22 protein-coding genes and 1 pseudogene are annotated in these 25,487 nt (G+C 65.9%); 9 read left to right on the top strand and 14 right to left on the bottom strand.

What is annotated here, in order from left to right:
* The first annotated feature begins 53 nt into the window (after positions 1 to 53).
* The 5 genes from ACQPXH_RS02340 (at position 54) to ACQPXH_RS02320 (ending at position 4,530) form a co-directional block, all read left to right on the top strand.
* The gene (locus tag ACQPXH_RS02340; protein WP_433600700.1) at positions 54 to 689 is read left to right on the top strand and encodes a pyridoxamine 5'-phosphate oxidase family protein; all 636 of its coding nucleotides are present in this window, start codon (positions 54 to 56) and stop codon (positions 687 to 689) included.
* 261 nt (positions 690 to 950) lie between these two features.
* Positions 951 to 2,186 (top strand): MurT ligase domain-containing protein, encoded by a 1,236-nt coding sequence (locus ACQPXH_RS02335; RefSeq protein ID WP_433600699.1) that lies wholly within the window; start codon positions 951 to 953, stop codon positions 2,184 to 2,186.
* A 23-nt stretch (positions 2,187 to 2,209) separates the two neighbouring features.
* A complete protein-coding gene (locus ACQPXH_RS02330) occupies positions 2,210 to 2,947 on the top strand; it encodes a type 1 glutamine amidotransferase (RefSeq protein ID WP_433603264.1) in 738 nt (245 codons plus the stop codon).
* 148 nt (positions 2,948 to 3,095) lie between these two features.
* Positions 3,096 to 4,058, top strand: coding sequence for a DUF2637 domain-containing protein (locus ACQPXH_RS02325; RefSeq protein WP_433600698.1), 963 nt, complete (start codon positions 3,096 to 3,098; stop codon positions 4,056 to 4,058).
* Between the two features lie 46 nt (positions 4,059 to 4,104).
* A complete protein-coding gene (locus ACQPXH_RS02320) occupies positions 4,105 to 4,530 on the top strand; it encodes a hypothetical protein (RefSeq protein WP_387294122.1) in 426 nt (141 codons plus the stop codon).
* Between the two features lie 23 nt (positions 4,531 to 4,553).
* Here ACQPXH_RS02320 and ACQPXH_RS02315 read toward each other — a convergent pair whose 3' ends face one another.
* From ACQPXH_RS02315 to ACQPXH_RS02285, 7 genes and pseudogenes are all read right to left on the bottom strand, one after another.
* Entirely contained in the window at positions 4,554 to 4,928 is a 375-nt protein-coding gene (locus ACQPXH_RS02315; RefSeq protein ID WP_433600697.1) for a type II toxin-antitoxin system VapC family toxin, read from the bottom strand.
* Complete coding sequence (locus ACQPXH_RS02310) at positions 4,925 to 5,182, bottom strand: type II toxin-antitoxin system Phd/YefM family antitoxin (RefSeq protein ID WP_433600696.1); 258 nt, start codon at positions 5,180 to 5,182, stop codon at positions 4,925 to 4,927. The genes ACQPXH_RS02315 and ACQPXH_RS02310 overlap by 4 nt, the downstream gene beginning before the upstream one ends.
* 58 nt (positions 5,183 to 5,240) lie before the next feature.
* Positions 5,241 to 5,387 (bottom strand): annotated as a pseudogene (locus ACQPXH_RS02305) (putative zinc-binding metallopeptidase); the annotation flags it as partial.
* Positions 5,348 to 5,569, bottom strand: a complete 222-nt coding sequence (locus ACQPXH_RS02300) for a zinc-ribbon domain-containing protein (protein WP_433600695.1) — start codon at positions 5,567 to 5,569, stop codon at positions 5,348 to 5,350. The gene ACQPXH_RS02300 and the pseudogene ACQPXH_RS02305, both read right to left, overlap by 40 nt.
* 4 nt (positions 5,570 to 5,573) lie before the next feature.
* Positions 5,574 to 6,488 (bottom strand): transglutaminase family protein, encoded by a 915-nt coding sequence (locus tag ACQPXH_RS02295; RefSeq protein ID WP_433600694.1) that lies wholly within the window; start codon positions 6,486 to 6,488, stop codon positions 5,574 to 5,576.
* Positions 6,485 to 9,736, bottom strand: a complete 3,252-nt coding sequence (locus ACQPXH_RS02290) for a circularly permuted type 2 ATP-grasp protein (protein ID WP_433603263.1) — start codon at positions 9,734 to 9,736, stop codon at positions 6,485 to 6,487. The genes ACQPXH_RS02295 and ACQPXH_RS02290 overlap by 4 nt, the downstream gene beginning before the upstream one ends.
* Before the next feature lie 523 nt (positions 9,737 to 10,259).
* The gene (locus ACQPXH_RS02285) at positions 10,260 to 10,892 is read right to left on the bottom strand and encodes a hypothetical protein (protein ID WP_433600693.1); all 633 of its coding nucleotides are present in this window, start codon (positions 10,890 to 10,892) and stop codon (positions 10,260 to 10,262) included.
* A gap of 211 nt (positions 10,893 to 11,103) precedes the next feature.
* Here ACQPXH_RS02285 and ACQPXH_RS02280 point away from each other — a divergent pair, with 211 nt between their 5' ends.
* Both ACQPXH_RS02280 and recR read left to right on the top strand, forming a co-directional pair.
* Positions 11,104 to 11,436, top strand: a complete 333-nt coding sequence (locus tag ACQPXH_RS02280) for a YbaB/EbfC family nucleoid-associated protein (RefSeq protein ID WP_387294117.1) — start codon at positions 11,104 to 11,106, stop codon at positions 11,434 to 11,436.
* A gap of 13 nt (positions 11,437 to 11,449) precedes the next feature.
* A complete protein-coding gene (recR, locus tag ACQPXH_RS02275; RefSeq protein WP_040685989.1) occupies positions 11,450 to 12,058 on the top strand; it encodes a recombination mediator RecR in 609 nt (202 codons plus the stop codon).
* 134 nt (positions 12,059 to 12,192) lie between these two features.
* Here the strand turns inward: recR and ACQPXH_RS02270 are convergent, their stop codons facing one another.
* Entirely contained in the window at positions 12,193 to 12,837 is a 645-nt protein-coding gene (locus ACQPXH_RS02270) for a hypothetical protein (protein ID WP_433600692.1), read from the bottom strand.
* 138 nt (positions 12,838 to 12,975) lie between these two features.
* Positions 12,976 to 13,410, bottom strand: a complete 435-nt coding sequence (locus tag ACQPXH_RS02265; protein WP_433600691.1) for an SRPBCC family protein — start codon at positions 13,408 to 13,410, stop codon at positions 12,976 to 12,978.
* A gap of 313 nt (positions 13,411 to 13,723) precedes the next feature.
* Here ACQPXH_RS02265 and ACQPXH_RS02260 point away from each other — a divergent pair, with 313 nt between their 5' ends.
* Together ACQPXH_RS02260 and ACQPXH_RS02255 are read left to right on the top strand one after the other, a co-directional pair.
* The gene (locus ACQPXH_RS02260) at positions 13,724 to 15,160 is read left to right on the top strand and encodes an FAD-binding oxidoreductase (RefSeq protein ID WP_433600690.1); all 1,437 of its coding nucleotides are present in this window, start codon (positions 13,724 to 13,726) and stop codon (positions 15,158 to 15,160) included.
* Complete coding sequence (locus ACQPXH_RS02255; protein ID WP_433600689.1) at positions 15,157 to 16,473, top strand: class I SAM-dependent methyltransferase; 1,317 nt, start codon at positions 15,157 to 15,159, stop codon at positions 16,471 to 16,473. Before ACQPXH_RS02260 ends, ACQPXH_RS02255 begins: the two co-directional genes overlap by 4 nt.
* A 22-nt stretch (positions 16,474 to 16,495) precedes the next feature.
* Here the strand turns inward: ACQPXH_RS02255 and ACQPXH_RS02250 are convergent, their stop codons facing one another.
* The 5 genes from ACQPXH_RS02250 to ACQPXH_RS02230 form a co-directional block, all read right to left on the bottom strand.
* Entirely contained in the window at positions 16,496 to 20,080 is a 3,585-nt protein-coding gene (locus ACQPXH_RS02250; protein ID WP_433600688.1) for a protein kinase domain-containing protein, read from the bottom strand.
* Between the two features lie 123 nt (positions 20,081 to 20,203).
* Positions 20,204 to 20,344 (bottom strand): hypothetical protein, encoded by a 141-nt coding sequence (locus ACQPXH_RS02245; protein WP_433600687.1) that lies wholly within the window; start codon positions 20,342 to 20,344, stop codon positions 20,204 to 20,206.
* A gap of 204 nt (positions 20,345 to 20,548) precedes the next feature.
* On the bottom strand, positions 20,549 to 21,658 hold the full coding sequence (locus ACQPXH_RS02240; RefSeq protein ID WP_433600686.1) for an esterase-like activity of phytase family protein: 1,110 nt from the start codon (positions 21,656 to 21,658) through the stop codon (positions 20,549 to 20,551).
* A gap of 266 nt (positions 21,659 to 21,924) precedes the next feature.
* Complete coding sequence (locus ACQPXH_RS02235) at positions 21,925 to 24,075, bottom strand: 3-hydroxyacyl-CoA dehydrogenase NAD-binding domain-containing protein (RefSeq protein WP_433600685.1); 2,151 nt, start codon at positions 24,073 to 24,075, stop codon at positions 21,925 to 21,927.
* Positions 24,076 to 24,238: 163 nt separating this feature from the next.
* Positions 24,239 to 25,453, bottom strand: a complete 1,215-nt coding sequence (locus ACQPXH_RS02230) for an acetyl-CoA C-acetyltransferase (RefSeq protein WP_433600684.1) — start codon at positions 25,451 to 25,453, stop codon at positions 24,239 to 24,241.
* Positions 25,454 to 25,487: the final 34 nt, after the last annotated feature.

Genomic DNA, 25,487 nt, shown 5'->3' with positions numbered 1-25,487 from the left:
CGCGGGAACATAATTCGATCGTCGTCGACCCCCGCCGGTGCTTTGATCGGAGTATGGGCGAGATCACCGACATCAATCAGATCACCGACCCGGGCGAGCTGCGGCAGTTGCTCGGGGAGGTCATGCCGCGAGCCGCGACGAAGGAGCGCGTCGCACTGCATCCGCGCGACCGCGACTGGATCGCGGCCACCCCGTTCATCGCCCTCAGTACCAGCGATGCCGACGGCAATTGCGACACCTCACCGAAGGGCGATCCGGCCGGGTTCGTGAAGGTGCTCGACGACACCACCATCGCCATTCCGGAACGGCCGGGGAATCGCAGGGCCGACGGCTACCTGAATATCCTCAGCAATCCGCACGTCGGGCTGCTGTTCATGATTCCGGGCCGCCGCGAAACGCTGCGCATCAACGGCCGGGCGCGCCTGGTTCGCGACGCATCGTATTTCGACGACATGGTGGTCAAGGGCCATCGGCCGATCCTGGCGATCGAGGTCGATATCGAGCAGATCTTCTTCCACTGCGCCAAGGCGTTCATCCGCAGTCACCTGTGGGAACCGGAGCAGTGGCCGGTCGACAATCTGCCTACTCCCGCCCAGCTCGTCAAAGAGGTCCAGCCCAATGTGACGGAGTCGGTGGAGGAGCTGGAGCGCTACTATTCGCCGGAAAACTACAACGCCAAGCTGTATTAGACAACGTAAGCACTGATCTCGTCGGCACATGGGTAACTCGTCGGGTACGCCCAATAGTCGTCCGGCACAGATCCGACCCCGGTGATCCGACGCTGCGCGAACGGTACGTCGAGGATGCGCGGACGTATGCGGAACTGGCGGAGCAGACGAACGACCCGGAACGGGAATCTCCCCGTGCTCGACGACCGGCAAAAGTTCTGGGGAGGCGGGGAGCTTGGCCGCAGCGAATGCGCCGCCGGGCAGAACACATAGACTCGCGGCGTGGCAGACATAACGGTGCGCGGGCGACTCGCGCTGCGGGCGGCGGCGGCGGCGTCGTGGGCCTCGCAGAAGGCGGGCCGCGGCAAGGGGTCGATGATCGGCGGGCTGATCGCCCTGCAGATCGATAAGACGATCATGGATCAGCTGGGCCGCGGGCGGCGTACCGTGCTGGTGACCGGCACCAATGGCAAGTCGACCACCACCAGGATGACCACGGCCGCACTGAGCACTCTCGGCAAGGTCGCCACGCAGGCCGACGGCGCGAATATGGACGCGGGCATCGTGGCCGCGCTGAGTGCGCATCGCGGGACGCAACTGGCCGCGATCGAGGTGGATGAACTGCATCTGCCGCACGTCACCGATTCGCTGAATCCGTCCGTGGCGGTCCTGCTGAATCTCAGCCGCGATCAGCTGGATCGGGTCGGCGAGATCAATATGATCGAGCGCAAGCTGCGCGCCGGACTGGCGCGGCATCCGCAGACCGTGGTGATCGCCAACTGCGACGATGTGCTGGTGACTTCCATTGCCTACGACCACCCGAATGTGGTGTGGGTCGCGGCGGGCAGCGGTTGGTCGATGGATGCGACGAGTTGCCCGCGCAGCGGTGAGCCGATCGTCTGGGAGGGCGCGCATTGGCGCAGCACCGGCACGGATTTCGAACGGCCCGAACCGAATTGGTGGCTGGACGGCGATGAGCTGGTCGGACCCGACGGTGTCCGGCTGCCACTGAAATTGGCGCTGCCCGGACGGGCCAACAAGGGCAATGCCGCGCAGGCGGTCGCCGCGGCGGTCGCCCTCGGTGCGGATCCGGCGGCGGCGACGACCGCGGCGGGTACGGTGCGCGAGATCGCCGGTCGATATCGGACGGTGCAGGTCGGCGAGCACGCCGCCCGGCTGCTGCTGGCGAAGAATCCGGCCGGCTGGCAGGAGGCGCTGTCGATGATCGAGTCCGATTCGGCCGGTCTGGTGATCGCGGTGAACGGGCAGGTGCCCGACGGCGAGGATCTGTCCTGGCTGTGGGATGTGCGATTCGAGCACTTCGAGGGCATTCAGGTGGTGGCCGCCGGTGAGCGCGCCACCGATCTCGCGGTGCGCCTGACCTATGCCGGAGTCCGGCACACCACGGTGCCGGATCCGCTGCACGCCATCGCATCCTGTCCGGCGGGACGGGTCGAGGTACTGGCCAACTACACCGCGTTCCGCGATCTCAACCGCGATCTGGAGGAGCGAGAATAATGTCAGCATCGCGTAGCGATTCGATGGCGGGTGGTGGCCCGGTGACGGGCGGGCCCGAATCGACGGTACGAATCGGCTTGGTGCTGCCCGACGTGATGGGCACCTACGGCGACGGCGGCAATGCGCTGGTGCTGCGGCAGCGGCTGCGCATGCGCGGCCACGACGCCGAGATCGTCGAAATCACGCTGTCCGACCCGGTTCCCGAGTCGCTCGACATCTATACCCTTGGCGGAGCGGAGGATTCGGCGCAGCGCCTGGCCACCCGGCACCTGCAGCGCTATCCCGGCCTGCAGCGGGCTGCCGCGAAAGGTGCTCCGGTACTTGCCATCTGCGCCGCCATCCAGGTGCTCGGCCACTGGTACGAGACCTCCACCGGCGAGCGCGTCGACGGCGTCGGCCTCATCGATGTCACCACCTCCCCGCAGGCCAAGCGCGCCATCGGCGAGGTGACGACCACCCCGCTGCTCCCCGGTCTCACCGCTGCCCTCACCGGCTTCGAAAACCATCGCGGCGGAACCAAACTCGGCGGCGACGCCACCGGGCTGGCGCACGTCACCCGCGGCGTCGGCAACGGTGTGGGCGACGGACTCGAGGGCGTGGTCCAGGGCTCGACCATCGGCACCTACATGCACGGCCCCGCCCTCGCCCGCAATCCGGAACTCGCCGACCTCCTGCTCGCGCGCGTCCTCGGCGTGGATGTACTCCCCCCACTGCACCTCCCCGAGGTAGACCAACTCCGCCGAGAACGCCTGCGCGCCTGAGCGCTGACCTGGTTGTGCCATAGCGGGCGCAACCGGGTCCCCAATGTGCACGGCGGATTTGGGCGCGATGTCCGATATACGGACAACGCGCCGGGCCTTCGCTGGGAGCCTCGACGGAATACGCAGTGATGCACGATACGCTCCCGCTATGGCGACGATCACAACAACGAAAACGGAACTGCTCGAGGAACAGTCGGCACCGGCGGATCATCGGCCGTCGCCGATCACCCGGCTTCGGGCATGGCGACCGCGCCCGCTACATGCTTCGGCAATCGTCACGGGCGTCGTCGCACTCACCTCGTTCGAAATGTCTTTTGCCGCATTGCACGACCTGTCGGTGCGAAACCTGGTGGCTCCGGCGCTCGCCGCGAATGTGCCGATCGCCATCGACGGATTGGTCATCGGTTCGATCATTGCCACCGCTACCTTCAAGCGGCGAAGTTCGGCCTGGTGGTACGCCACCGCGCTGTTCGTCTTCTGGACCCTGGTGTCGGTGGCCGGAAATATCGAGTACGCGCGCGAAATCGGTGGTAGCCCTGTGTCTTTGTCGCTGTACGCCGGTATGCCGTTGACCATGCTGTTCGCGGTGCATCTCACCCTGATGCTGTTCGGGCGGGGCCGTACGGCGGAGAAGGCCCCAGCAGCGCAGCAAACCTCAGTAGCGCAGCAGACTCCAGTAACGCAGCGAACTCCAGCAGCGCAGCAGACTCGAGTAACGCAGCGAACCCCAGCAGCGCAGCAGACTCCAGCAGCGCAGCAAACCCCAGCAGCGCAGCAGACTCCAGCAGCGCAGGAGGATCGCACACCGGCGATGCCGGAGGACCTCGCACCGGTAACGCCAGAAGTCCGTGATCAAGCGGCAGAACAGGATTGGGACCGCGCGCAGGAGGATTGGGACGACGCGGCGGAGGATGATTGGGATTCGGTGGCCCAGGAAGAGCGTGTCGTGTCCACGCGGGGCGCCGCGATCCTGGAGAATACCGACCCGCTGCCCGTCGCTCCGAAAAAGCTGCTGGCCAGCGCACTGCCTGCGACAGCAGCAGCGCCGCGGATCACTCCGACATTCGCGACCAACGGCGCGGGCGGCAAGACAACGATCAACCCCTTCTGACTCGAAACTGCTTCAGCCACAATCGGACACGTCGATGGAGTAAGCGATGGCTTTTACCGTTTGGCAAGACCAGGGCGTAGAACAATTCCGGGAGGTCGCGGGCCGGCTCGCGTCGGTGATCCAGAGCGGCATCGATCGCTCGGGCGCGTTGAACCAGTTCGCGGAATCGATCAGCAGCGGAGAAACATTCACCGATCTGATGATCGAATACGCGTCCCGGTGGTTCACCGAAACCGGCGGCCGCTCGACTTTGATCGGTCCGGAGTTGTTCTGGTTGCTGTCCGAGCCGAACCCGCGCCGGGTATCCGGCGCCGGCCTGCGTGTCCAGGATTCGTATCTGGATACCGAATTGACGGCCGGACAGCGAGCCCGGATTTTACTGCTGATCTGCGTATACGAGGCGCTGGCGCAGAACCAATGGGGACCGGAGGGCATGGCCGACCACGTGATCGCGACAAACGGGGTCGGCTAGGCGAGCGATACGCAAGATATCCGCTAGACCACCAAAATGGCGACCTCGTATTTCTGACAGTAGGGATCTCTCGTGACCAGCGTCAGATCCTCGCACTTGGCTTGGGCGACGAGCATGCGATCGAACGGATCCCGATGGATCATCGGGAGGCGTCCGGCTACGATCGCATGGTCGTGGCCAATCGGCAACGAAATGAATCCGCTGTCCCGGATCCGCTCGGGCAAATCGTCCGGGCCCGCCAGCTTTCCGATGGCGTGTTTGATGGCGACTTCCCAGATCGTCGCCGCGCTCAGATATACGTCGGGATCATGGTCGAGCCGCTCCTTCAGATCGTCCGACAGCGCCGAATCGTCGGTCAACCACCACAACACCACGTGGGTGTCCAAAAGGAGACTCACGGCATCAGCCCGAAGTCGTCGGCGATGGCGGTGTTGGTCACCTCGGAGTCCCAATCCGGAGCGAGCACCAGCCGGTCGCGCAGCGAGCCGCGGCCGGTGCGCTCCGCCCGCCGAACCAGTGGCACCACCTTGGCGACAGGATGGCCCGCACGGCTGATCACGATCTCCTCACCATGTTCAACTCGCTCGATAATTCGCGACAGGTTGGTCTTGGCGTCGTGGATATTGAACTGCTCGGCTGCGTTTCCTGACATGACACCTCCTTAGCTAAGAGGTTAGTCCATCTGGCGGACGGGGACCAGGAGATGCAGTTCAGCGCGGGTCGGGGGTGGTGCAGAGGTCGTGCATCAGGCGCATCTTTTCGAGCACCGGGCCGGGCAGGACGAACGGATAGAGGTCGTCGTGGCCCATTGAGCGGTTCACCATATCGAGTGACCAGGCCAGGGGCAGCCAGAGGTCTGGAAGCGGTCGCGATCGACAACGCCGCGCGACCGATCCACCGCCGCGTCGCCCGGCGGATCGCCGATCACCACCAGCGCGCGATCGGCGAGACTGAAACCCAGTGGGCTGGAACAGGACAGGCACACCGAATTCTCGAAGGCCAACTGTTGTCCGCAGTTCGGACAGGTGAAATCGCGCATATGGCTACACCTCTACCGGCGCCACGTCGACGGATACGGTGATCGAGCTCTCCTTGGCGTCGGTGTAGATGATGCCACGCATCGGGGGCACATCGGCGTAATCGCGACCCCACGCGACGGTTACGTACCGCTCGTCGGCGAATTGGTCGTTGGTGGGGTCGAAGCCGATCCAGTGACCGGTCCGGTCGTGCGCGGTATCGCCGGGAACCCATACCGCGGACCAGGCGTGCGTCGCGTCCGCGCCGACCAGGCGTTCCTTACCCGGCGGCGGATCGGTTGCCAGATAACCTGATACATAGCGCGAGGCCAGCCCGTGTGAGCGCAGGCAGGCGGCGCCGATCCTGGCGAAGTCCTGGCAGACGCCCGCACGTGCTACGAAGACGTCGGCGACTCTGGTGGATACCGTCGTCGAGCCGGATTTGTAGGTGAAGTCCTCGTGGATGCGGGTGTTGAGTTCGGTCACCGCTTCCAGCAGCGGCCTGCCGGGCGTCAAGGATTCGGCGGCGTATGCGGTGACGTCGCGGGTGATCTCGGGCGGATGCAGGTCGAGGGTGAATTCCACCGCCAGCGGACCAGTGGCGGTGGACGGGCGGGCCTGCTCCCAAGGCTTGCCGATGGCGCTCACCGCGGTCGCATCGGGTATGTCGACCTCGACCACGGATTCCCCGGTGACCACGAGCTTCGTATGTTCTACCGTGACATGGAAATACGAGGTGGTGTTGCCGTACACGTCGGTGCCGATCGAGCGGTCCGACGGCGTCGGATCGATATGGATCTCATGCGAGAGCAGGCGCTGTCCGGGAAACTCCCGCGGTGTCAGATAGGCGCGCCCATAGGAGCTGGTGACCTCGTCGGAATATTTGTAGGTGGTGCGATGCTCGACCTGGTAGTGCCGGGCGGCGGCGTTGCGGGCGATCATCCAACGACCCTCGTGCTACCCCACAGCGGCTGGATGCCCACCGGCAGCGCCAGTTTCGTGGTCTCGAAGGATTCGGAGATCTTGCGCAACCGCAAATGCACGCCTTCCAGCAACTCGGCCAGTTCGGTTCGCCGGCCATCGGCATCGGTGATATCGAGATCGGCAGGATCCACTCGGCGCAGCATGCGCTGGGCATCGGCCAGCAGTCGTTGCGGGCGTGAGGATCCCGACGCGCCCGGCAGCGCCTGGAAGTCGGCATCGAGCTGATCGAGCTGATAGGCCAGCGAACGCGGATTCCCGGCGTCGAAAAGCAGCAGTCCGGCCACCGCCGATACCCGCACCGAATCCCGGTGCCGCCGACGGTAACTCACCGACGACTCGGTCGCCCGCAGCACCGTTTCGGTGACCACCCGCTCGGCTTCCGGCGGATAGACCGTCGTCAGCGCGGCCGCGAGCAATGCGGTCAACGACAGGCCCCGCTCGATGCGCTTGCCGATATCCATGACAAACCAACCGGTATCGCGCACCAGCGATTCGGCACCGATACCGGACAGTGAAAGCAACGCCGCCAACGACAGCGAATGCAGCGCCGACAATGCCGCTTCCTGATCGTCACCGGTGAATCGATACTCCTCCAGCGCCCGATCCACCGCACCCAGAATCATCCAGGTATCCACCGACAACTGATCGCGCACCGCCCGCGCCGCCGACCCGTACCGATTGATCGCAAACGCCATGGACCCCGGCATATCCCGATCAACGGTCAACGCCACCAAATAGTCATGCCCCTCCCGCCCCTCATCAGCCACCGACCGTGCCGTAATCGCCGCAACCGGCTTCGAGGAATCAGCGGCGCCCGATGCCGCTTCCGAGGCGCTCGGCCCTTGTCCACCCGACTGCGACGATCCCGGCTCATCGGAGCCTGAAACCGCTCCCCTGACACCCGGTCCTCGCCCGGCCGCCTGCGATCGCGTTTGCGATCCGGGCGCTTCCGAGGCGGCCGGACCGGACCCTGGCAGCTGCGCACCGGAATTCGCATCCAACCCTGGCTCGGCGGAACCAGACGGCGCTCCCGTCGCCTGGGCCCCTTGGCCCACCGGCTTCGACGCAGGCGGTTCCGCTCCGGCCGGATCCGACGCCCCTGCTGCACGCGGACCGGGTCCTGCCGCCTGCGATTGCGTTTGCGACCGTGCAGTTGACCGGCGCGGCTCCGCCCCAGTCACACTCGGCTCCGTCGCACCGGCATCCGCCGCTGGCCCGGCAGCCTCCGTGGCCTTGCCACTGCCTGACCCACTCGTCGCGGAACCATGGACACCGGCACTCGAATCATGCTCTCCACCAGAAGAACTCGGCTCAGCGGACACCTTCTCGACTACCCCGGCACCATGCACACCACCGGGCAGCACACTGAGCGGAGCCGGCGTTCCGGTGGTGCGGGCCAGCGCGGCCATGAGTACGGGAAGCGCGTCGGCGCCATCCAGCCAGGGACGGTAGCGGTAGTCCTGGTAGCAGTCGTGCGTTGCGATCAATTGGCGCACAACGGCTTCGGCGCGTTCGCTGTAGCGGCCCATCCAGAACAGGTCGTTGAGCACGCGGGGGGAGCTGACCGGCTCGATTGCCGGGGCGCGACGTTCGCGTTCCTCCTGGGCGGGTTCGGCGCTGATGGCGGCGACGGCGGTCGGAGCGGCGCGAACCCAAATGTCTTTGGCGGCAACCTTTATGACTATCCGCTCGGGTTGCAGGCGTTGGCGCAGTTGGCCGAGGCCACCTTCCATTGCGGTATAGCCGCCGCGTCGGGCGAGCGAGAACAACCGCATACCTACCGGTGCCGAGGCGAGTCCGCCGTAACCCTGCACTGCGGGCGCGACCGAGAACTGGGCGGGCTCCTGCCCGACCCACTGCCAGCCGCAGTCCTCGATCCGAGCGGCGAGTTCCGCGCGTTCGGCATTCGACAGTTCCGGACCGAACAGCATCGCACCGTCGACCGCCGAGCAAATGATCAGCCGATCCAGATTCGCGATCAGATGAGACCGTTCGCTGTCATTGCCACCCCAGTACGTCGGCGCACTTTCGAGCGCCAACTCCTCGCCGAGCAGGGCCCGCGAGATCCGCGGCAGGAATCCGGCCAGCGCGGGATTCTCCAGCAATCCGCTGCCGATCGTATTCACCACGGTCACCGCACCACGTCGCAGCACCTCGACCAGCCCGACCACCCCGAGCCGCGAATCCGGCCGCAGATCGAGCGGATCGGAGAATTCGGCGTCCACCCGCCGCAGCACCACATCGACCCGCTTCAACCTGCCGAGCGAGCGCATCCACAGCGCACCGTCGCGCACCACCAGATCCGCGCTCTCCACCAGCGGAAAACCCAGCGTCGAGGCGAGATAGGCCTGGTCGAAGGCGGTTTCGGAATGCACACCTGGACTGAGCACCACGACGACCGGATCATTGTCGTCGGCCATCGGCGCGGACTCGATCAACATCAATCGCATGGCCCGCGCGAACGGCGTGAGCGGACGCGGATTGGAATGTTCGAAGGCCTCGGGAATCGCCGTCGACACCACCCGCCGATCCGCCAGCGCGTATCCGGCACCCGACGGCGCCTGTGCCCAGTCGGCGATCACGCGGAACTGTCCGTCGCTCCACCGACTGAGATCGCAGGCGTGCAGGAACAACTGGTGCCGCCCGGGAATGGTGATGCCGTGCGCGGCCCGCACATATCCACGATTGCCGAACACCACCTCCGGCGGCAGCAGACCGGTGGTGATGGTGCGACGCGCGCTGTAGATATCGGTGAGCACCTCGTCGAGCACCCGCGAGCGCTGCACCAGCCCGGCCTCCAGCCGAGTCCAGTCGTCGGCGGAGACCAGCAGCGGAATCGGATCCAGCCGCCATGCGGTCGGCATGGGCGGTTCGCCCGCCGCACCCACCTCGGTGTAGTAGATGCCGTCGTCATCGATGAGCCTGCGCACCCGGCTGTCCAGTCGCCCGAGCCCGGTCGTGCCCAATTCCACGAAATCGGCGGACAGCTCCGACCACATGCGCCGCACACCACCCGCGGGATGGACCAGCTCGTCGTAATACCCGCTGGTCGGCCGACCGCATTCGTCGTAGCCCGCGGTATCGGCACCCTCGGCGCGATATCTGGCGAACTGTTCCGCGACCTGCTGGCGGACACTCAGCCGTCCGGCATTCAACAGCGTCGTCTCGGATTCCCGAGCACCCGAGCCGCGCGCTTCGTCGCGCATAGTCACCGCGCCGACCTCCGCCCCTCGCTTACCGATCGCTGACCAGTCCCCACACCGTGCGCGCCCGACGCAGATCGAGGATGCCCGGCGCACCGATATCGATGGACTGTGCTGCCATTTTCGCACGTAGCATCCCTGGATCGACCCGGGAGTGGTGTGGCCCGCCGCCTCCCGCACACCGCGGGACGCGGCATGAACAGTCGGTTTCCGGACAGCCGCCGTCGGCGATGCCGTCGCGCGACACGCGACCGATCTCCCACCACCTGTCCGGGACGGGTGCTATGACCGATTCACGAACCGATCACGTCTGGAGGCCATATGCGCGCGCCGATGTGTCCGTCCTGCGAATCCACCACCGACCATTGCCACGGCACCCTCACCGTCCACCTCGGCCGCACCGCCGAATGCACCGATGCGGACTGCATCGATGTCGACCACGCACGGCACGCCTTCGTCGTCGACTGCGGTGACATTGCCGGCGGCTGCGCCTGCGCCGCACGGGACGTCACGCGCACCGCACGAGCTAGTAGGTCAACGCGAAGGTGAGCAGCAAGGTGGTCTGGAAGTAGCCGCGCCACCAGGAGTAGCCGAACCAGACATCGGGCGTGACCTCACGGATCTCGTCATAGACCTGCGGGGTCGGTGACGGGGCATAGTTCAACGCCCAGGTCGGCCCGCCATCGGTGATCGCAGGTGCGGTGTACACATCGGCCTGCCAGGCCTCGAGGCCCGCCTGGGTGACCCGGTTCACCAGAAAGCCACCGTCGGGGTCGGTGTAGAACGTCTTACCGATCCACAAGGCCGGGGCCACCACCTCCATGATGGGCGGCCTGGTCACCCAGCCGTTCGTAACTCCCCTCGGCACCTCGCCGCGTGGGGCATCGCGGAAGATCGCGTCCTGCTGTTCGGCCGAGCAGCGCGACCGCAGCGAGTCGATGGTGGCGGTCGGATTGTCGGGATAGAGGACACACCCGCCGCCGTAGTCCACCGCCGTGTCGACGACCTCGGCGTCGACGACCTCGGCGTCGACGACCTCTGGGTCGGCAACCTCTGGGTCGGCAACCTCGACGTCGGCAACCTCGGGGTCGACGATGCCGGAGTCGGCGGCGGCGAGGCCTGCCCCCAGGAAAAGACTGGGAAATCCCAGTGTGAGCATCGCGGTGCCCATGAAAAGAACTCGGTTTGCGCGCATTGCTGTCTCCAGAACTCACCACACCCGATCCCGACCCTGTATCGATCGTAAGACGGTGGCCTCGCAGACATCTGGTCGAGAATCGAACTGTTATCTGGCGGCTCGGGGCTGCGGACACCGCTGTTGCCGCGCCCACTAGGCTGGACGACGACACTTTCCGCAGAGAGGACAAGCCGTGCAGCCCGGTGGTCAGTTCGATATGCAGCAATTACTCGCCCAGGCGCAGCAGATGCAACAGGCGGTGATGCAGGCCCAGGCCGAGATCGCGGCGACCGAAGTGCAGGGTCAGGCCGGTGGCGGGCTGGTCCAGGTCACCATCAAGGCGACCGGTGAGGTCGTCACGCTGAGCATCGATCCGAAGATCGTCGACCCAGACGATGTCGAGGGGCTGCAGGATCTGGTGATCGGCGCGGTCAACGACGCCATGTCCAACGCGCAGCAGCTGGCTGCCGAGCGGCTCGGCCCGCTGGCCGGCGGCGGGTCGCTGCCGGGTCTGCCCGACTTCTGATCCGGGGACGTCTTTGTACGAGGGCCCGGTCCAGGATCTGATCGACGAGTTGGGCAAGTTGCCCGGCGTCGGTCCGAAAAGCGCGCAGCGCATCGCATTTCATCTGCTCCAGGTCGAGCCGCCCGATATCGACCGGCTGCAGGCCGCTTTACAGAAGGTGCGCGACGGCGTGCAGTTCTGCATCGTCTGCGGCACGGTCTCGGATAACGAAATGTGCCGCATCTGTTCGGATCCGCGCCGCGACCGCACCATGATCTGCGTGGTCGAGGAGCCGAAGGATGTGCAGGCCATCGAGCGCACCCGCGAATTCCGCGGACGCTACCACGTGCTCGGCGGCGCGCTCGATCCGCTCAGCGGCATCGGGCCGGATCAGCTGCGCATTCGAGAGCTGTTGGCACGCATCGGCAATCAGGAGGACGGCGTCGATGTCAGCGAGGTGATCATCGCGACCGATCCGAATACCGAGGGCGAGGCGACGGCCACCTACCTGGTGCGAATGCTGCGCGATTTTCCCGGATTGTCGGTGACGCGTTTGGCATCCGGTCTGCCCATGGGCGGCGATCTCGAATTCGCCGACGAACTCACTCTCGGCCGCGCGCTATCGGGTAGGCGGGCACTGTAGCTTGCGTGCCTGCGCGGCCGCCGTGCGCAACCAGGTGATTTCCCGGCCCACCGTGGTCACCTGGATGCGGCCGGGTATTCGGGGCCTCGTTCATTGCCCTGGCCGGTCGGCTGGCGGTACAGAACCAGTGAGCGTCAGACGGTGATTCGACTCCAGGGCAGGGCCTGCAGCCGGGTGCGGTCGTCGATCGCCCAATCCCAGATCAGGTCCGCGACGGTCTGCGGGTCGGTGACGGTGATGCCGAAGTGCTTCTCCGGGGCGCCATCTCGATATTCGAGGGTGAATGTCCCGGACTTGTCGCGGTAGGTCTGAATGTAGACCTGCTCGTCACGTTCGACGACCAGATACGGATTCGGCGGGGCCAGCTCGAAAATCCACTGGTCGGCAAGCGCTTTCGTCAAATAGGGGAACTCGCCCGCGCCACCGTGGGTGACCAGCGCGGGCACATGTCCGGCCGGATCCATCAGCCAGGCCAGCTGCGGATCGTAGACGGCGTAGTTCAGCGGTGTCGCGATATCGAACAGCAACTGCCGGACGAATCCGATCGCGTCGTAGGGGCACGGCACGTGCAATACCGCACCGGTCGCCGCGCCGCCGACCGGCACCGTGCTGAGGAATCCGTCCTGCTCGGGTAGTTCGGCATTGCGCCTGTTCAGCTCCGCCGCCATCGCCACGACCGGTTCCGTCTCGGGTCGTCCCTGCTGGGTAGCCAGATACGCGTCGATCTGCGCGATCGTCATCGCGACACCGGACGGCAACAAGACGTGGTCGTAGCTCACCAGAACAGCGTACGGGGGAGTAGGAAGTGGACAGCTGCTCACCAGGTCGACTCTCCCGTGGTGGGAGAGTCTTCGCTGGAGGGTATGGCAGCGACAGTTTCGATTGGGGACTCGCCCGGCTGACGTACCCCCGCTATCTCAGGAGAGTTCGCGCTGCAGGTTCGCGAGCACCTCGGCTTGAATCTTCTTCAGCCCCAACGGCGCGAAGATGCCCTCGAAGATTCCCGCGATGCCGCCCGCACCCTTCCACGACGTGCGCAGCGTGACCCGCGAACCCGTACCGTCCGGCGTCACCGTCCAGGTGTTCACCAGCGTCGAATTCGAATCACGTTCGGTCACGATGGAATCCGAGACCGACACGACCGCGTGGATGTTGCGGGACCGCTTCTCGGTGGCCTGCAGGGTCCATTCGGCGACGGTGCCCGCACCCTGACCACCCTCGACCACCTTGTAGTCGCGGTAGTGCGCGGAGAGGATGCGCGGACGCACCTTCTCGTAATCCGCGATGGCCTCGAGTGCGCGCTGCGGATCCGCCGCGACGGCGATCGAACTGCTGGCGCTGACCTGTCCCACGATGAGCTCCTTGTCCGGGCAGTGATTTGCCCCTATCCTGCCCTGTCCCCATCACTGTGCGACGACCAGGTCGGTCCTGTTGATCACCGCGCGCCGACCGGTCCGCACTGTTAGGCTTCCCGATCAGATTGCGCCGGAGGGGATCCATGCAATATGTAGTGCGAAGCGGGTGTTCGAAACCGCCCGGACCGCCGCCGGACTGACACGGCGGGTCCTGGGTATTCCCGATGCAACAGAAGCGTGACATTTATCCCTCGTCGGTGACCTTGCGGTGGCTTGTGTTACCGGTGCGTACTAGCGTCGAGGAGTGGCAGTGAGTCTGTTGGGGAAGGCCGGGCCCGCATCGGCCGCACACGAATCAGGGTTCGCCGCGCATCGAGCGGGTGTGGACCGACTGTTGGCCAGTTATCGCGCGATACCCGCGAACGCCAACGTGCGACTGGCGAAGAAGACCTCGAATCTATTCCGGGCCAGGGCCCAGAACACCGCACCCGGCCTGGATGTTTCCGGCCTCGCCGAGGTCATCGCGGTGGACGCGGAAGCCAAGACCGCCGACGTCGCCGGGATGACCACCTACGAGGATCTGGTCGCCACGACACTGCCCTACGGCCTGGCCCCGCTGGTGGTGCCGCAGCTCAAGACGATCACCCTCGGCGGCGCGGTCACCGGCCTCGGCATCGAATCCACCTCGTTCCGCAGCGGTCTGCCGCACGAGTCGGTGCTGGAGATGGACGTGCTGACCGGGGCGGGCGAGATCATCACCGCGACACCGGATGGCGAGCACGCGGACCTGTTCCGCGGTTTCCCGAACTCCTACGGCACCCTCGGCTACTCGGTGCGCCTGAAGATCGAACTGGAGACCGTCCAGCCCTATGTGGCGCTGCGCCACGTCCGCTTCCACGACCTGCGCGAGCTGGAGTCCACCCTCGCCCGGATCGTCACGGACAAGACCCACGACGGCGAACGCGTCGACTACCTCGACGGCGTGGTCTTCACCGCCGACGAAAGCTATCTGACGCTCGGCCGACAGACCGACGAACCCGGCCCGGTCAGCGACTACACCGGCATGGACATCTACTACCGGTCCATCCAGCACGACTCCGACCGCCCCAAGCGCGACCGGCTGAGCATCCACGACTATCTCTGGCGCTGGGACACCGACTGGTTCTGGTGTTCGCGCGCCTTCGGCACCCAGAACCCGAAGATCCGCCGGTTCTGGCCGAAGCGCTACCGGCGCAGCAGCTTCTATTGGAAGCTCATCGCACTCGATCACAAGTACGGTATCGGCGACAAACTGGAGGCCCGCCAGGGCAATCCGCCGCGCGAGCGCGTGGTGCAGGACGTCGAGGTTCCGGTCGAGCGGACCGCGGATTTCGTCGAATGGTTCCTGCGCGAAATTCCGATCGAACCGATCTGGCTGTGCCCGCTGCGACTGCGCGAAAACGACGCATCGGCAACGGGGCGTCCATGGCCGCTGTATCCGCTGCAGCCGAACCGTACCTACGTCAATGTCGGATTCTGGTCCGCGGTGCCGACCGTCGCGGGTCAGCAGGAGGGCAAGGCCAATCGCGCGATCGAGCAGACCGTCACCGAGTTCGACGGGCACAAATCCCTGTACTCGGATTCGTATTACGGCAAGGATGAATTCGCGGCCCTGTACGGCGGCGAGACCTACACCGAACTGAAGAAGCGCTACGACCCGGACCAGCGACTGCTGGATTTGTATTCGAAGGCGGTGCAACGCAAATGACTACATTCAAGGACCGTTCCGATGTCTTCGCGGACCTCGGGACAAAACTCAGCATTGCCGAGATCTTCGAGACGCTGATCGACGGCGATGTTCCGATTCGGCTCACCGCCTACGACGGCAGCGCGACCGGGCCGGAGGAATCGGAATACACCCTGGAGATCAAGTCCCCGCGTGGGATCAACTACCTGGCCACCGCGCCGGGTGATCTCGGCATGGCCCGTGCCTACATCGCAGGCGATATGAACGCCACCGGCGTGCACCCCGGCGACCCGTACGACATTCTCCGGGCGATGGACGGGATGAAGTTCCGTCGTCCGTCGGCGCTCGCGCTGGTCACCATCGCCCGCTCGCTCGGCTGGGAGCGGCTCAAGCCGATCGCGCCGCCGCCGCAGGAGACGCTGCCGCGCTGGCGCCGGATCGCGCTGGAGGGCCTGCGGCACTCCAAGACTCGCGATGCCGAGGCCATCCACCACCACTACGACGTCTCCAACACCTTCTACGAATACGTCCTCGGCCCCTCGATGACCTACACCTGCGCGACCTACGGGGACGAGAACTGGACCCTGGAGCAGGCCCAGGAGAACAAGTACCGCCTGGTCTTCGACAAGCTGCGACTGAAGGCGGGCGACCGGCTGCTCGATATCGGCTGCGGCTGGGGCGGCATGGTGCGCTACGCGGCCAAGCGCGGCGTCAAGGTCATCGGCGCGACCCTATCCGCGGAACAGGCGGAATGGGCGCAGCAGAAGATCGCCGAAGCGGGTCTGTCCGACCTCGCCGAAGTGCGGCATTCCGACTACCGCGATATTCCGGAGGTCGACTTCGATGCCGTCTCCTCGATCGGCCTGACCGAGCACATCGGGGTGCACAACTACCCGTTCTACTTCGACTACATCAAGAGCAAGCTGCGCGAGGGCGGCCTGTTCCTGAACCACTGCATCACCAGGCCGGACAACACCCGGACCACCAAGGCCGGTGACTTCATCGACCGCTACGTCTTCCCGGACGGCGAACTGATCGGCTCCGGCCGGATCATCTCCGAGATCCAGAACATAGGCCTCGAGGTGATCCACGAGGAGAACCTGCGCGAGCACTACGCACTCACCCTGCACGAATGGTGTAAGAATCTGGTCGCCAACTGGGATGCCTGCGTCGAAGAGGTCGGCGAGGGCACCGCGAAGGTGTGGGGCCTGTACATGGCCGGTTGCCGACTCGGCTTCCAGCGCAACGTGGTTCAGTTGCACCAGGTGCTCGGCGTCAAGCTGGGCCCGAACGGCGAATCGGGTCTGCCGCTGCGCCCGTGGTGGCAGCCGTAATCAGCGACTGATACTGCCCGTCCTAGCCCAGGAGTTCATCCAGGAATAGGGCGGGCAGCGTCGTTTCGCCGGATTGTCCCGGTGTCGCACGCACTTCGGTGCGCAGCACGCGCAGGATACCGAGCACGCCGGGTCCCGCATCCAAAAGTGGCATGGTCCAACCGTGTTCGGCGCAGGTGGCCGCCGCGGGCAGCAGCAGTCCGGTGGCCTCGCCGACCCAGCCGGAGGCGGCCAGACATTCGGCGAGCAGCAGTGCGGTGTCCAACTCCGCACGGGGACGGCGCTGTTCGACCATGCGGGCGTGCAGCGCACGGGCCCGACGCACCGCGCGATCGTCGGCGCGCAGTTGACGTTCGGACAGCAGCGCGCGGATCGCGGCGATCTCCTCCGCCTCGGCGGCCAGCGCCGCCGCGCCCGTCATCCGATGGGCCTGGTGAATGGTTCCGGAGATATCCGATTCGTATCCGGTCGCGGCATCGGCGACGCGCCGGGCCGCGGTATCGGTCAGCAATCCCAGACGCAGCCGCTCGGCGCGGATATGCGCGGCGAGCCGGATCAATCTGCTATCGGCCGCGATTCGATCGCCCTCGTCGAGGCGGGCGGTCGCGGTGTACAGATCGCCGAGCGCGGCCTTGACCCTGGCACCGACGACGAAGGTGGAGATCAGGAAGTCGACCGGCCCGACTCGGGTGACCAACTGATGACTGTCGTCGAGCAGCCGGTCGGCGGAATCCAGATCGCCCCGGCGGTAACTCATTTCGCCGAGCAGCGCCGCGGCCACCCGCACCGCATCGGAGCGCGGCCCCGACTTCTGCCGCGCGGTCTCCCACGCCTGCTGGAAACAGCTTGTGGCAGTGGCGATATCGAGCTGTTCATAGGCCGCCGCACCCTTGCCGCACAGTCCGAAAACTTCGCCGAGCGGATCCTTGGATCGAGCGTGAAACGGCGCCGCCCATTCCTGGATTTCGCGCGCCCCGTCGAAGTCGAATTCGCACAAGCGCACGAAGGAGGTCAGATTCGCGGCGATCGATACGGTCCAAGCGGGTAGTTCATCGGGTTTCTCCAGGCATTCGGCCACCCGGTCGAGAACACCCTCGGTGTGGTCGCGCGCGATCTGATCCGAGGCCGCGAGCACCGCTGCCTGGCAGCGCTGTCGGTCCGCATCGTCATCGGTGGACGATCCGCGCGCCAGCACATTGGACAAGCGGCCCAAGGCCGCGCGCGCCGCGGCGGGCTGCTGCAGATTCACATTCGCCCTGGCCACGGCCATGAGCAGTTTGGATCGCGAAGCCACCTGCTGCATCGGCAGCTTCGATACCGTCCCGAGCAGCGTCGCTAGGCGGGACTTATCGATGAGATCCATGCCGCCGCTCTCGAGCAGATCCAACGCCATTTTCAGATCCGTCGCCGCCAGCGCGTGATCGACCGACTTGCGCAGCAAATTATGTTCGGCATACCAGCGAGATGCCTTGCGGTGCAATGCCCGCACCCTGCTCGGATCGGCCCGCTCCAACCGCGCCCGTAGATGTTCGGCGAACAGCGGCTGCATCCGGAACCACTCGGGATCATGGGCGATGCGCCGGACGAACAACTCGCGTTGTTCGGCCTGTTCCAGCATCGATTCGGCCTCCGGCTCCTCCGACAGCGCCGAGGCCAGCGAACCACTGACCCGCTCGGTGATCGAGATCGAGGTCAGGAAGTCGAGCATCTTGGGTTCGAGGGTGTCCAAGACGTTTTCGGCGAGATACTCACGAATGCCGTGACTGCCCTCGTCCAGATTCGCGATCAATCGATCCGGATCGACATTGCCGCGCAACGACAAACTCACCAGCTGCACCGCCGCGGGCCAGCCGTCGGTGGCCACGTGGATCTCCTCGATCTGGTTATCGGTGAGCGCGAATCCGTTGCGCTGCACCAGGATTTCCTTGGTCTCTTCGGTGGTCAGGCGCAACGCCGAGGAGCCTATCTCGACCAATTCGTCGTGCACCCGCATCCGACTGGTCGGCAGACCCGACTGCTCCCGACTGGTCACCACGAAGCGCAAGTGGTGACACCCGTTGTCCAGCAACGCATCAAGCGCGCGCCGCGCATCCGCATCGCCGACCCGGTGCCAGTCGTCCACGATCACCACGACGGTGGTCCCGCTGGCGTGGATCTCGTCGATCAGCGTGGAGATGACATAGGCGACCGCGTCGGCGGGCCGTTCCTCGAGCACCTGGTCCAAGCCGTCGCCGATGTCCGGGCGAACCCGGCGGATCGCCTGGATGAGGTGGGCCAGGAACCAGATCTCGTTATCGTCGTACTGGTCGATGCCGAGCCAGGCCACCGGGACCCCGGCATCGGTCAGCTCGTTGCGCCACTGCGCGGCCACCGTGCTCTTGCCGAATCCGGCCGGCGCGTGGATCACCGCGAGTCGGCGGCGGCCACCGGCGCGCAGGGTGTCCAGCAGGCGCGGGCGCGGCACCGGCTCGCGGGTCGGGGTCGGCGGACGGAATTTCGTCGTGGCGGTCGGGGGCAGTGTCGGCGCGACCGAGCGCGAGTTGGCCGGATGCTGGGAGACCGCGGGGCGCAGTGTCAACGGCCAACTGCGGCGCGCGGTCACCGCCGGTCGCGTTACCGTCACCTCGGCCGCGTTCGGATGTTCCGTCTCCTCCGGCGCCACCTCCGAGGTATCCAGCAGCGCCATCTCATCGGGCATCTGATCGTGCTCGCGCTGCACCGTGCGCAGCAGCTCGCCGAACTCGAAGGCCGACGCGGGCCGGCTACCCGGATCGGTGTCCATCGCATACTGGATGGCATCGGCGACATCGTCGGGAAGGTCGTGGCCGTGCAGATCCGGCACCGGCTGGGTGGTGATCCGCAGGAATTGCGCGACCACCTTCTCCCCCGATTGCCTTTCGAAGGCGGCATGGCCGGTCAACAGGGCGAACAGCGTCGAGCCGAGTCCGTATACATCGGACAGCACGGTCGGCTCGTCGCCCTTGAGTACCTCGGGCGCGGTGAAGGCGGGTGAGCCCGTGATCAAACTACTGGAAGTGCGGAAACCGCCCGGAATCCTGGCGATTCCGAAATCCGTGAGTTGCGGTTCGCCGTACGCGCTGAGCAGGACATTCGCCGGTTTGACGTCCCGATGCAGAATCTGGGCCCGATGCGCGCTCTCGATCGCACCCGCCAGCTTCACTCCGGCCCGCAGCGAATCCGCCCAGGTGAGCGGACCCTGGTCCCGAATTACCTGTTCGAGCGAGCCCCGGGTGCAGAAGGGCATCACGATGAACGGCTGGCCGGTCGGGGTGACATCGACCTGCAGGATGTCGACGATATTCGGATGGCCGGACAGTCGGCCCATCGCCTGCTCCTCGCGCAGGAACCGTTCCCGACTCTCGGCATCGATCTCCGATGACAGCACCTTGACCGCGACCACCCGGTCCAAGGCGTACTGGACACAGCGGTACACCACCCCGAACCCGCCCCGGCCGACCTCGACCGCACCCGACAGGCCCATCGCCTCCAGCTCGTCGACCATTTCGATGGGTGCATGCCGCTGTGTGTCCGATTCGGCCGAAGTCGATTCGGCGTTTGCCTTGCCCGAACGCATCTGTGGATTCATGTGACCACCTCGAATTCACATCGAATCGGCGTCACCGGCGACCGAGAAACACACGGACATCGGACATCGCGAAACGATCTCGCGATGCCCGATATGTCACGCATACTCCAACGTAGCGCGGTATCAACCCGAGTGGGTGGCTTTCGAAACAGCGTGGTTGCGACCGCCGCAGCGCTCGGTCGCGGGCCTGGTCGTCGGATCGTAGAGAAACGAGATCCGCTCCGTGACGTTCTCGCGCTGCGTGTTCTGGAACGCGGCGATCAACCAGCGACCGTCTTGGCTGCCGCCCACGGCGACACCGCGGGTGATGGCGGAGGCGGCCAGGACGCGGGAGACGATGCGGCGGCGATGGCGGGGCGCGAATAGCGTGAAGTGCTGTTCGACTACTTCACCCGCGCCGCCGACGCGTACTACCGGGCGGCGGAGGATCTGCGGCCCAGCTGAACTACGGGCCAGCTGGCCGACCTGCTACCGGACGGCCAGTGCCACGATCTGGGTGACCTGCTTATCCGAAAAGTTGTTGTCGCTGACCAGGATCAGGGTGCGTTCGCCCGACGGCAGGCGCGGCCCCCAGGTCATACCCTCGATATTGTCGATGGGGTCGAGCCCGAGATCGGCGAGGTCGACCAGCAAGCGCTTGGCGACCGGCTGGGCGGTGCCGAGCGGAGCATCGAGGACGTTGGTCGCGCCACTTGTATCGGCCTCGTAGATGCGGATCTTATTGCCGACGCCGAGCACGTAAGAGCGCTCCAGGACAAGGAATTTCGTGGGATCGAGCGGATCGGCGGCCAGGATCGAGGCAATGCCGTTCATGCCCTGGCCCGGCTCCGGACTCGACTCGGCGAAGACCGGCTCCATCGGGTAGGCGTACTGAGCAAGCAGCCGACCGAAGCGCGCCTGCACCGTAAGCCGTGAAGTGGCACCGGTTTTCGCCGTTGCGACAGGTCCGTCCTGCAGCAGCGGGCCCTCCATGGCGGTCACGAACAGGGCGCCACCCGCCGCGAAGGTCGCGCCCTCGAGCGCGAGATTCTGGCGCGGGCCGGTGGTCGGGCGTATCCGCTCGTTCTCCGGAATCGGGAGTTCGGCGGCGAAAGTGCCATCCGGGTGGGTGATTCGGACCGAGGGGTCGGCGAGCACCGCATCGGTGCGCTCACCCTCCTGCGTCCAGAAGTAATCACCGGTCCACGGATCGACCCGAATCTCCTCCGGATCCAAAGACTTCGGCGCGTACCGCGAGCAGTCCGGAGTACGCAGCGCGCGGGTATCGGTGAACATCACCGGACCGACGCCGCTGTCGTCCACGCCGAATCGCGCGGTATAGAAACGCGCCGGATCACGCTCGGACCTGTCGTCGCTGATCAACACGTATTCGCCGGTGCTCGGCTGGAAATCGATACCGGACAGTCCGCCGACCGTGGTGCCCCGAAAGTCCATGTCGAACGGAATCATCTGCTGGCCGAGCATGCGCACCGGTGCGACATCGGACGCGACCGGCTGCGGCGCCGCGTTGGCAACCGGGGCAACAGCACATGCGAGCGCGACGGTCGCTACAACCAGGGACGCTTTACTTCTGACCACAATCAACCACCGTATCGACGAGGCCGGTCGCACAGGTTAACGGCATTGGAAAAGGTGTTGTCGCCCACCAGGATCAGGGTGCGTTCGCCCGACGGCAGGCCCCAGGTTGCGCCCTCCAGGTGAACCAGCACACTCTCGCAATGCTCGCGCGGCCGCAAGCCGGGCCGGGAACAGCGAAAGCCCGCCACCGCGAAATGCGGTGGCGGGCTGACCTTTTCGAGCGACCTGCAAGCAGTCGCTACGGCCCGTCGCGAATTACCGCGTGACTACTTGCGCAGCGAGGCCGGGACCTCGAAGCGCTCGCCGTAGGTCTTGGCGAGGTAGTCGGCGCGCTCGACGAACGCCGCCTGGCCGCCCGGGTAACCGACGATGTACTGGTGCACACCACCGGTCCAGGCCGGGAAGCCGATGCCGAAGATCGAGCCGATATTGGCGTCGGCGGTGGTGATGAGCACACCCTCGTCGAAGCACTTCTGGGTCTCGATCGCCTCGATGAACAGCATGCGGTCGATCAGCTCCTGCAGCGGCACACCGAAACCGGCGCTGGTCTTGAAGTGCTCGCGCAGACCCGGCCACAGGCCGAGACGCTTGCCGTCCTCGTCGTACTCGTAGAAACCGGCCTTGCCCAGGCGGCCCGGGCGACCCTGCTCGACCAGGTAGTCGATGACATCCTGCGCCGGGTGCCGCTTCACACCCAGGGTGTTGTCACCCTTCTCGGCGGCCTCCAGGGTCTCCTTGGCGATCTTCTGCATCAGCGTCAGGTTCAGCTCGTCCGACAGCTGCAGCGGCGCGGCCGGGTAGCCCGCCTGCAGACCGGCCTGCTCGATGGTCGCGGGCTCGATGCCCTCGTTGAGCATGGCGATCGCCTCGTTGACGAAGGTGCCGATCACGCGCGAGGTGAAGAAGCCGCGGCTGTCGTTGACGACGATCGGGGTCTTCTTGATCGCGAGGGTGTAGTCGAACACCCGGGCCAGCGCCTCGTCGGAGGTCTTCTCACCCTTGATGATCTCCACCAGCGGCATCTTGTCGACCGGCGAGAAGAAGTGGATGCCGATGAAGTCCTCCTGGCGCTTCACACCGGTCGCCAGACCGGTGATCGGCAAGGTGGAGGTGTTCGATCCCAGCAGCGCGTCCGGGGTGACGATGTCCTCGATCTCCTGGAACACCTTGTGCTTCAGCTCGGTGTTCTCGAAGACCGCTTCGATGACGAAGTCGACACCGGCGAAGTCGGCCGCATCCGCGGTCGGCTTGATCCGGTCCAGCAGCGCCTTGGACTTCTCCTCGGTGGTCTTGCCGCGAGAGAGGGCCTTGGCCTCGATCTTCTCGGAGTAGTTCTTACCGCGCTCAGCCGCCTCGATGGTGACGTCCTTCAGCACGACCTCGTAGCCCGCCTTGGCCGAGACGTAGGCGATGCCCGCGCCCATCATGCCCGCACCGAGCACGCCGACCTTGCGGATCTCCTTCTTCGGGACATCCTTGGGCCGCGAACCGCCGTTGTTGATCGACTGCAGGTCGAAGAAGAACGCCTGGATCATGTTCTTCGCGACCGGGCCGGTCAGCAGCGAGACGAAGTAGCGCGATTCGATCAGCGACGCGTTGTCGATATCGACCTGCGAACCCTCGACCGCGGCCGACATGATGGCGCGCGGTGCGGGCATGTTGGTGCCCTTGAGCTGCTTGCGCAGGTTGGCCGGGAAGGCCGGGAGGTTGGCGGCGAAGGCCGGGCTGGAGGGGGTGCCGCCCGGGATCTTGAAGCCCTTCTTGTCCCAGGGCTGCACGCCACCCTCGGGGTTGGCCTTGATCCACGCCTTGGCGGCGGGCAACAGTTCCTCGACCGAGCCGACGACCTCGTTGATCAGGCCGATCTCCTTGGCCTTGCCGGGGCGGTACTTGTTGCCCTGCAGCAGGAACTGCATCAGCGCGCCCTGCAGGCCGAACATGCGCACGGTGCGGATCACACCGCCACCGGCGGGCAGCAGGCCCAGGGTCGCCTCGGGCAGGCCGAGCTGCACGCCCGGCACATCCGCGGCGATTCGGTAGTGGGTCGCCAGGGTGATCTCCAAGCCACCGCCGAGTGCGGCGCCGTTGATCGCCGAGACGACCGGCTTGCCCAGAGTCTCCAGCCGACGCAGCGCCGACTTGATGGTGCCGAGTTCCTCCATGAGGGCCTGGCCGTCTTCCGGGCCGACCTTCATCATGTTCTTCAGGTCCCCCCCGGCGAAGAAGGTCTTCTTCGCCGAGGTGATCACCACGCCGGTGATGCTGTCCTTCTCGGCCTCGAGCCGGTCGACGGTCGTGGTCATCGACGTCTTGTACAGCTCGTTCATCGTGTTGGCGCCCTGGTTCGGGTCGTCCATCGTCAAAACGACGATGCCGTCCGAATCCTGCTCCCAACCGATCATGTTGGTCTCGCTCACGGCTCCGCCGTTCGCGAGGCGCCCTGTGCCTTCGGTTCGCTCGCTCACTGCTCTGTGTCTCCTGTGTCTAATCGGCGGCGTTCGCGGTCCCTACGTGGTTACGCAAGCTACCGCCTCCGGGCCTGCGCGTACGCCGCCGTGAATTCTCAGCTGTCGGTTGGGGTTAGACGCGCTCGATGATCGTGGCGACGCCCATGCCGCCGCCGATGCAGAGGGTGACCAGCGCGTAGCGGCCGTTGCGGCGCTCCAGCTCGTCGACCATGGTGCCGGTGATCATGGCGCCGGTGGCGCCGAGCGGGTGGCCCATCGCGATGGCGCCGCCGTTGACGTTCAGCTTCTCGTCCGGGATCTGCAGATCCTTCTGGAACTTCAGCACCACCGAGGCGAAGGCCTCGTTGATCTCGACCAGGTCGATGTCGTCGAGGGTCAGACCCGCCTTGGCCAGCACCTTCTTGGCGGCCGGGGTCGGACCGGTCAGCATGAGGGTGGAGTCCGCGCCGCTGGTCGCGGTCGCGACGACGCGTGCACGCGGGGTCAGGCCGGAGGCCTTGCCCGCCTCTTCCGAACCGACCAGCACCAGCGCGGCGCCGTCGACGATGCCCGAGCTGTTGCCACCGTGGTGGACGTGGTTGATCTTCTCGACAAAGTGGTACTTCTGCAACGCCACGGCGTCGAAGCCGCCCATCTCGCCGACCACGGCGAAGGACGGGTTCAGCTTGGCCAGGTCCTCGGCGGTGGTGCCCGGACGCATGTGCTCGTCGTTGTCGAGGACGACGAGGCCGTTCTGGTCCTTGACCGGAACGATCGACTTGGCGAAGTAACCGCCGGTGGTGGCCTTGGCGGCGAGCTCCTGCGAGCGCACGGCGTAGGCGTCCACGTCATCGCGGGAGAAGCCCTCGATGGTGGCGATCAGGTCGGCGGAGACACCCTGCGGCACGAAGTAGGTGTCGTAGTTGGTGGCCGGGTCCAACGCCCAGGCGCCACCGTCGGAGCCCATCGGCACGCGGGACATGGACTCGACGCCGCCGGCGAGGACCAGGTCGTCGAAGCCCGAGCGGACCTTCTGCGCGGCCAGGTTGACGGCCTCGAGGCCGGAGGCGCAGAAGCGGTTGAGCTGGAAGCCGCCGACGGTGTCGGGCAGGCCGGCCACGGTCACGGCGGTGCGGGCGATATCGGCGCCCTGGTCACCAACCGGCGCGACGACGCCCAGGATCAGGTCGGAGATCCGGTCCTCGTCGAGGTTCGGGAAACGGCCGCGCAGCTCCTGGATCAGACCAACAGTCAGGTCGATCGGCTTGACCGAGTGCAGCGAACCGTTCTTCTTGCCGCGTCCGCGCGGGGTGCGGATGGCCTCGTAAATGTAGGCCTCTGTGGTCATATCGGAGTGTTCCTTCCTCAAGGGTGCGGCGGCC

Origin of the sequence: Nocardia sp. CA-135953 (assembly GCF_050955735.1) — a bacterium.
In the GTDB taxonomy this organism is placed as follows: Bacteria; Actinomycetota; Actinomycetes; order Mycobacteriales; family Mycobacteriaceae; genus Nocardia.
Note: the sequence above shows the minus strand (reverse complement) of the source record. Positions and strands in the feature narration are given on the sequence as shown.

What these genes read in the sequence shown, in the direction of transcription:
- ACQPXH_RS02340 (WP_433600700.1), top strand. Translation starts at nt 54, where the DNA reads ATGGGCGAGATCACCGACATCAATCAGATCACCGACCCGGGCGAGCTG.
- ACQPXH_RS02330 (WP_433603264.1), top strand. Translation starts at nt 2,210, where the DNA reads ATGGCGGGTGGTGGCCCGGTGACGGGCGGGCCCGAATCGACGGTACGA.
- ACQPXH_RS02325 (WP_433600698.1), top strand. Translation starts at nt 3,096, where the DNA reads ATGGCGACGATCACAACAACGAAAACGGAACTGCTCGAGGAACAGTCG.
- ACQPXH_RS02320 (WP_387294122.1), top strand. Translation starts at nt 4,105, where the DNA reads ATGGCTTTTACCGTTTGGCAAGACCAGGGCGTAGAACAATTCCGGGAG.
- ACQPXH_RS02310 (WP_433600696.1), bottom strand. Translation starts at nt 5,182, where the DNA reads ATGTCAGGAAACGCAGCCGAGCAGTTCAATATCCACGACGCCAAGACC.
- ACQPXH_RS02300 (WP_433600695.1), bottom strand. Translation starts at nt 5,569, where the DNA reads ATGCGCGATTTCACCTGTCCGAACTGCGGACAACAGTTGGCCTTCGAG.
- ACQPXH_RS02295 (WP_433600694.1), bottom strand. Translation starts at nt 6,488, where the DNA reads ATGATCGCCCGCAACGCCGCCGCCCGGCACTACCAGGTCGAGCATCGC.
- ACQPXH_RS02290 (WP_433603263.1), bottom strand. Translation starts at nt 9,736, where the DNA reads ATGCGCGACGAAGCGCGCGGCTCGGGTGCTCGGGAATCCGAGACGACG.
- ACQPXH_RS02285 (WP_433600693.1), bottom strand. Translation starts at nt 10,892, where the DNA reads ATGCTCACACTGGGATTTCCCAGTCTTTTCCTGGGGGCAGGCCTCGCC.
- ACQPXH_RS02255 (WP_433600689.1), top strand. Translation starts at nt 15,157, where the DNA reads ATGACTACATTCAAGGACCGTTCCGATGTCTTCGCGGACCTCGGGACA.
- ACQPXH_RS02250 (WP_433600688.1), bottom strand. Translation starts at nt 20,080, where the DNA reads ATGAATCCACAGATGCGTTCGGGCAAGGCAAACGCCGAATCGACTTCG.
- ACQPXH_RS02230 (WP_433600684.1), bottom strand. Translation starts at nt 25,453, where the DNA reads ATGACCACAGAGGCCTACATTTACGAGGCCATCCGCACCCCGCGCGGA.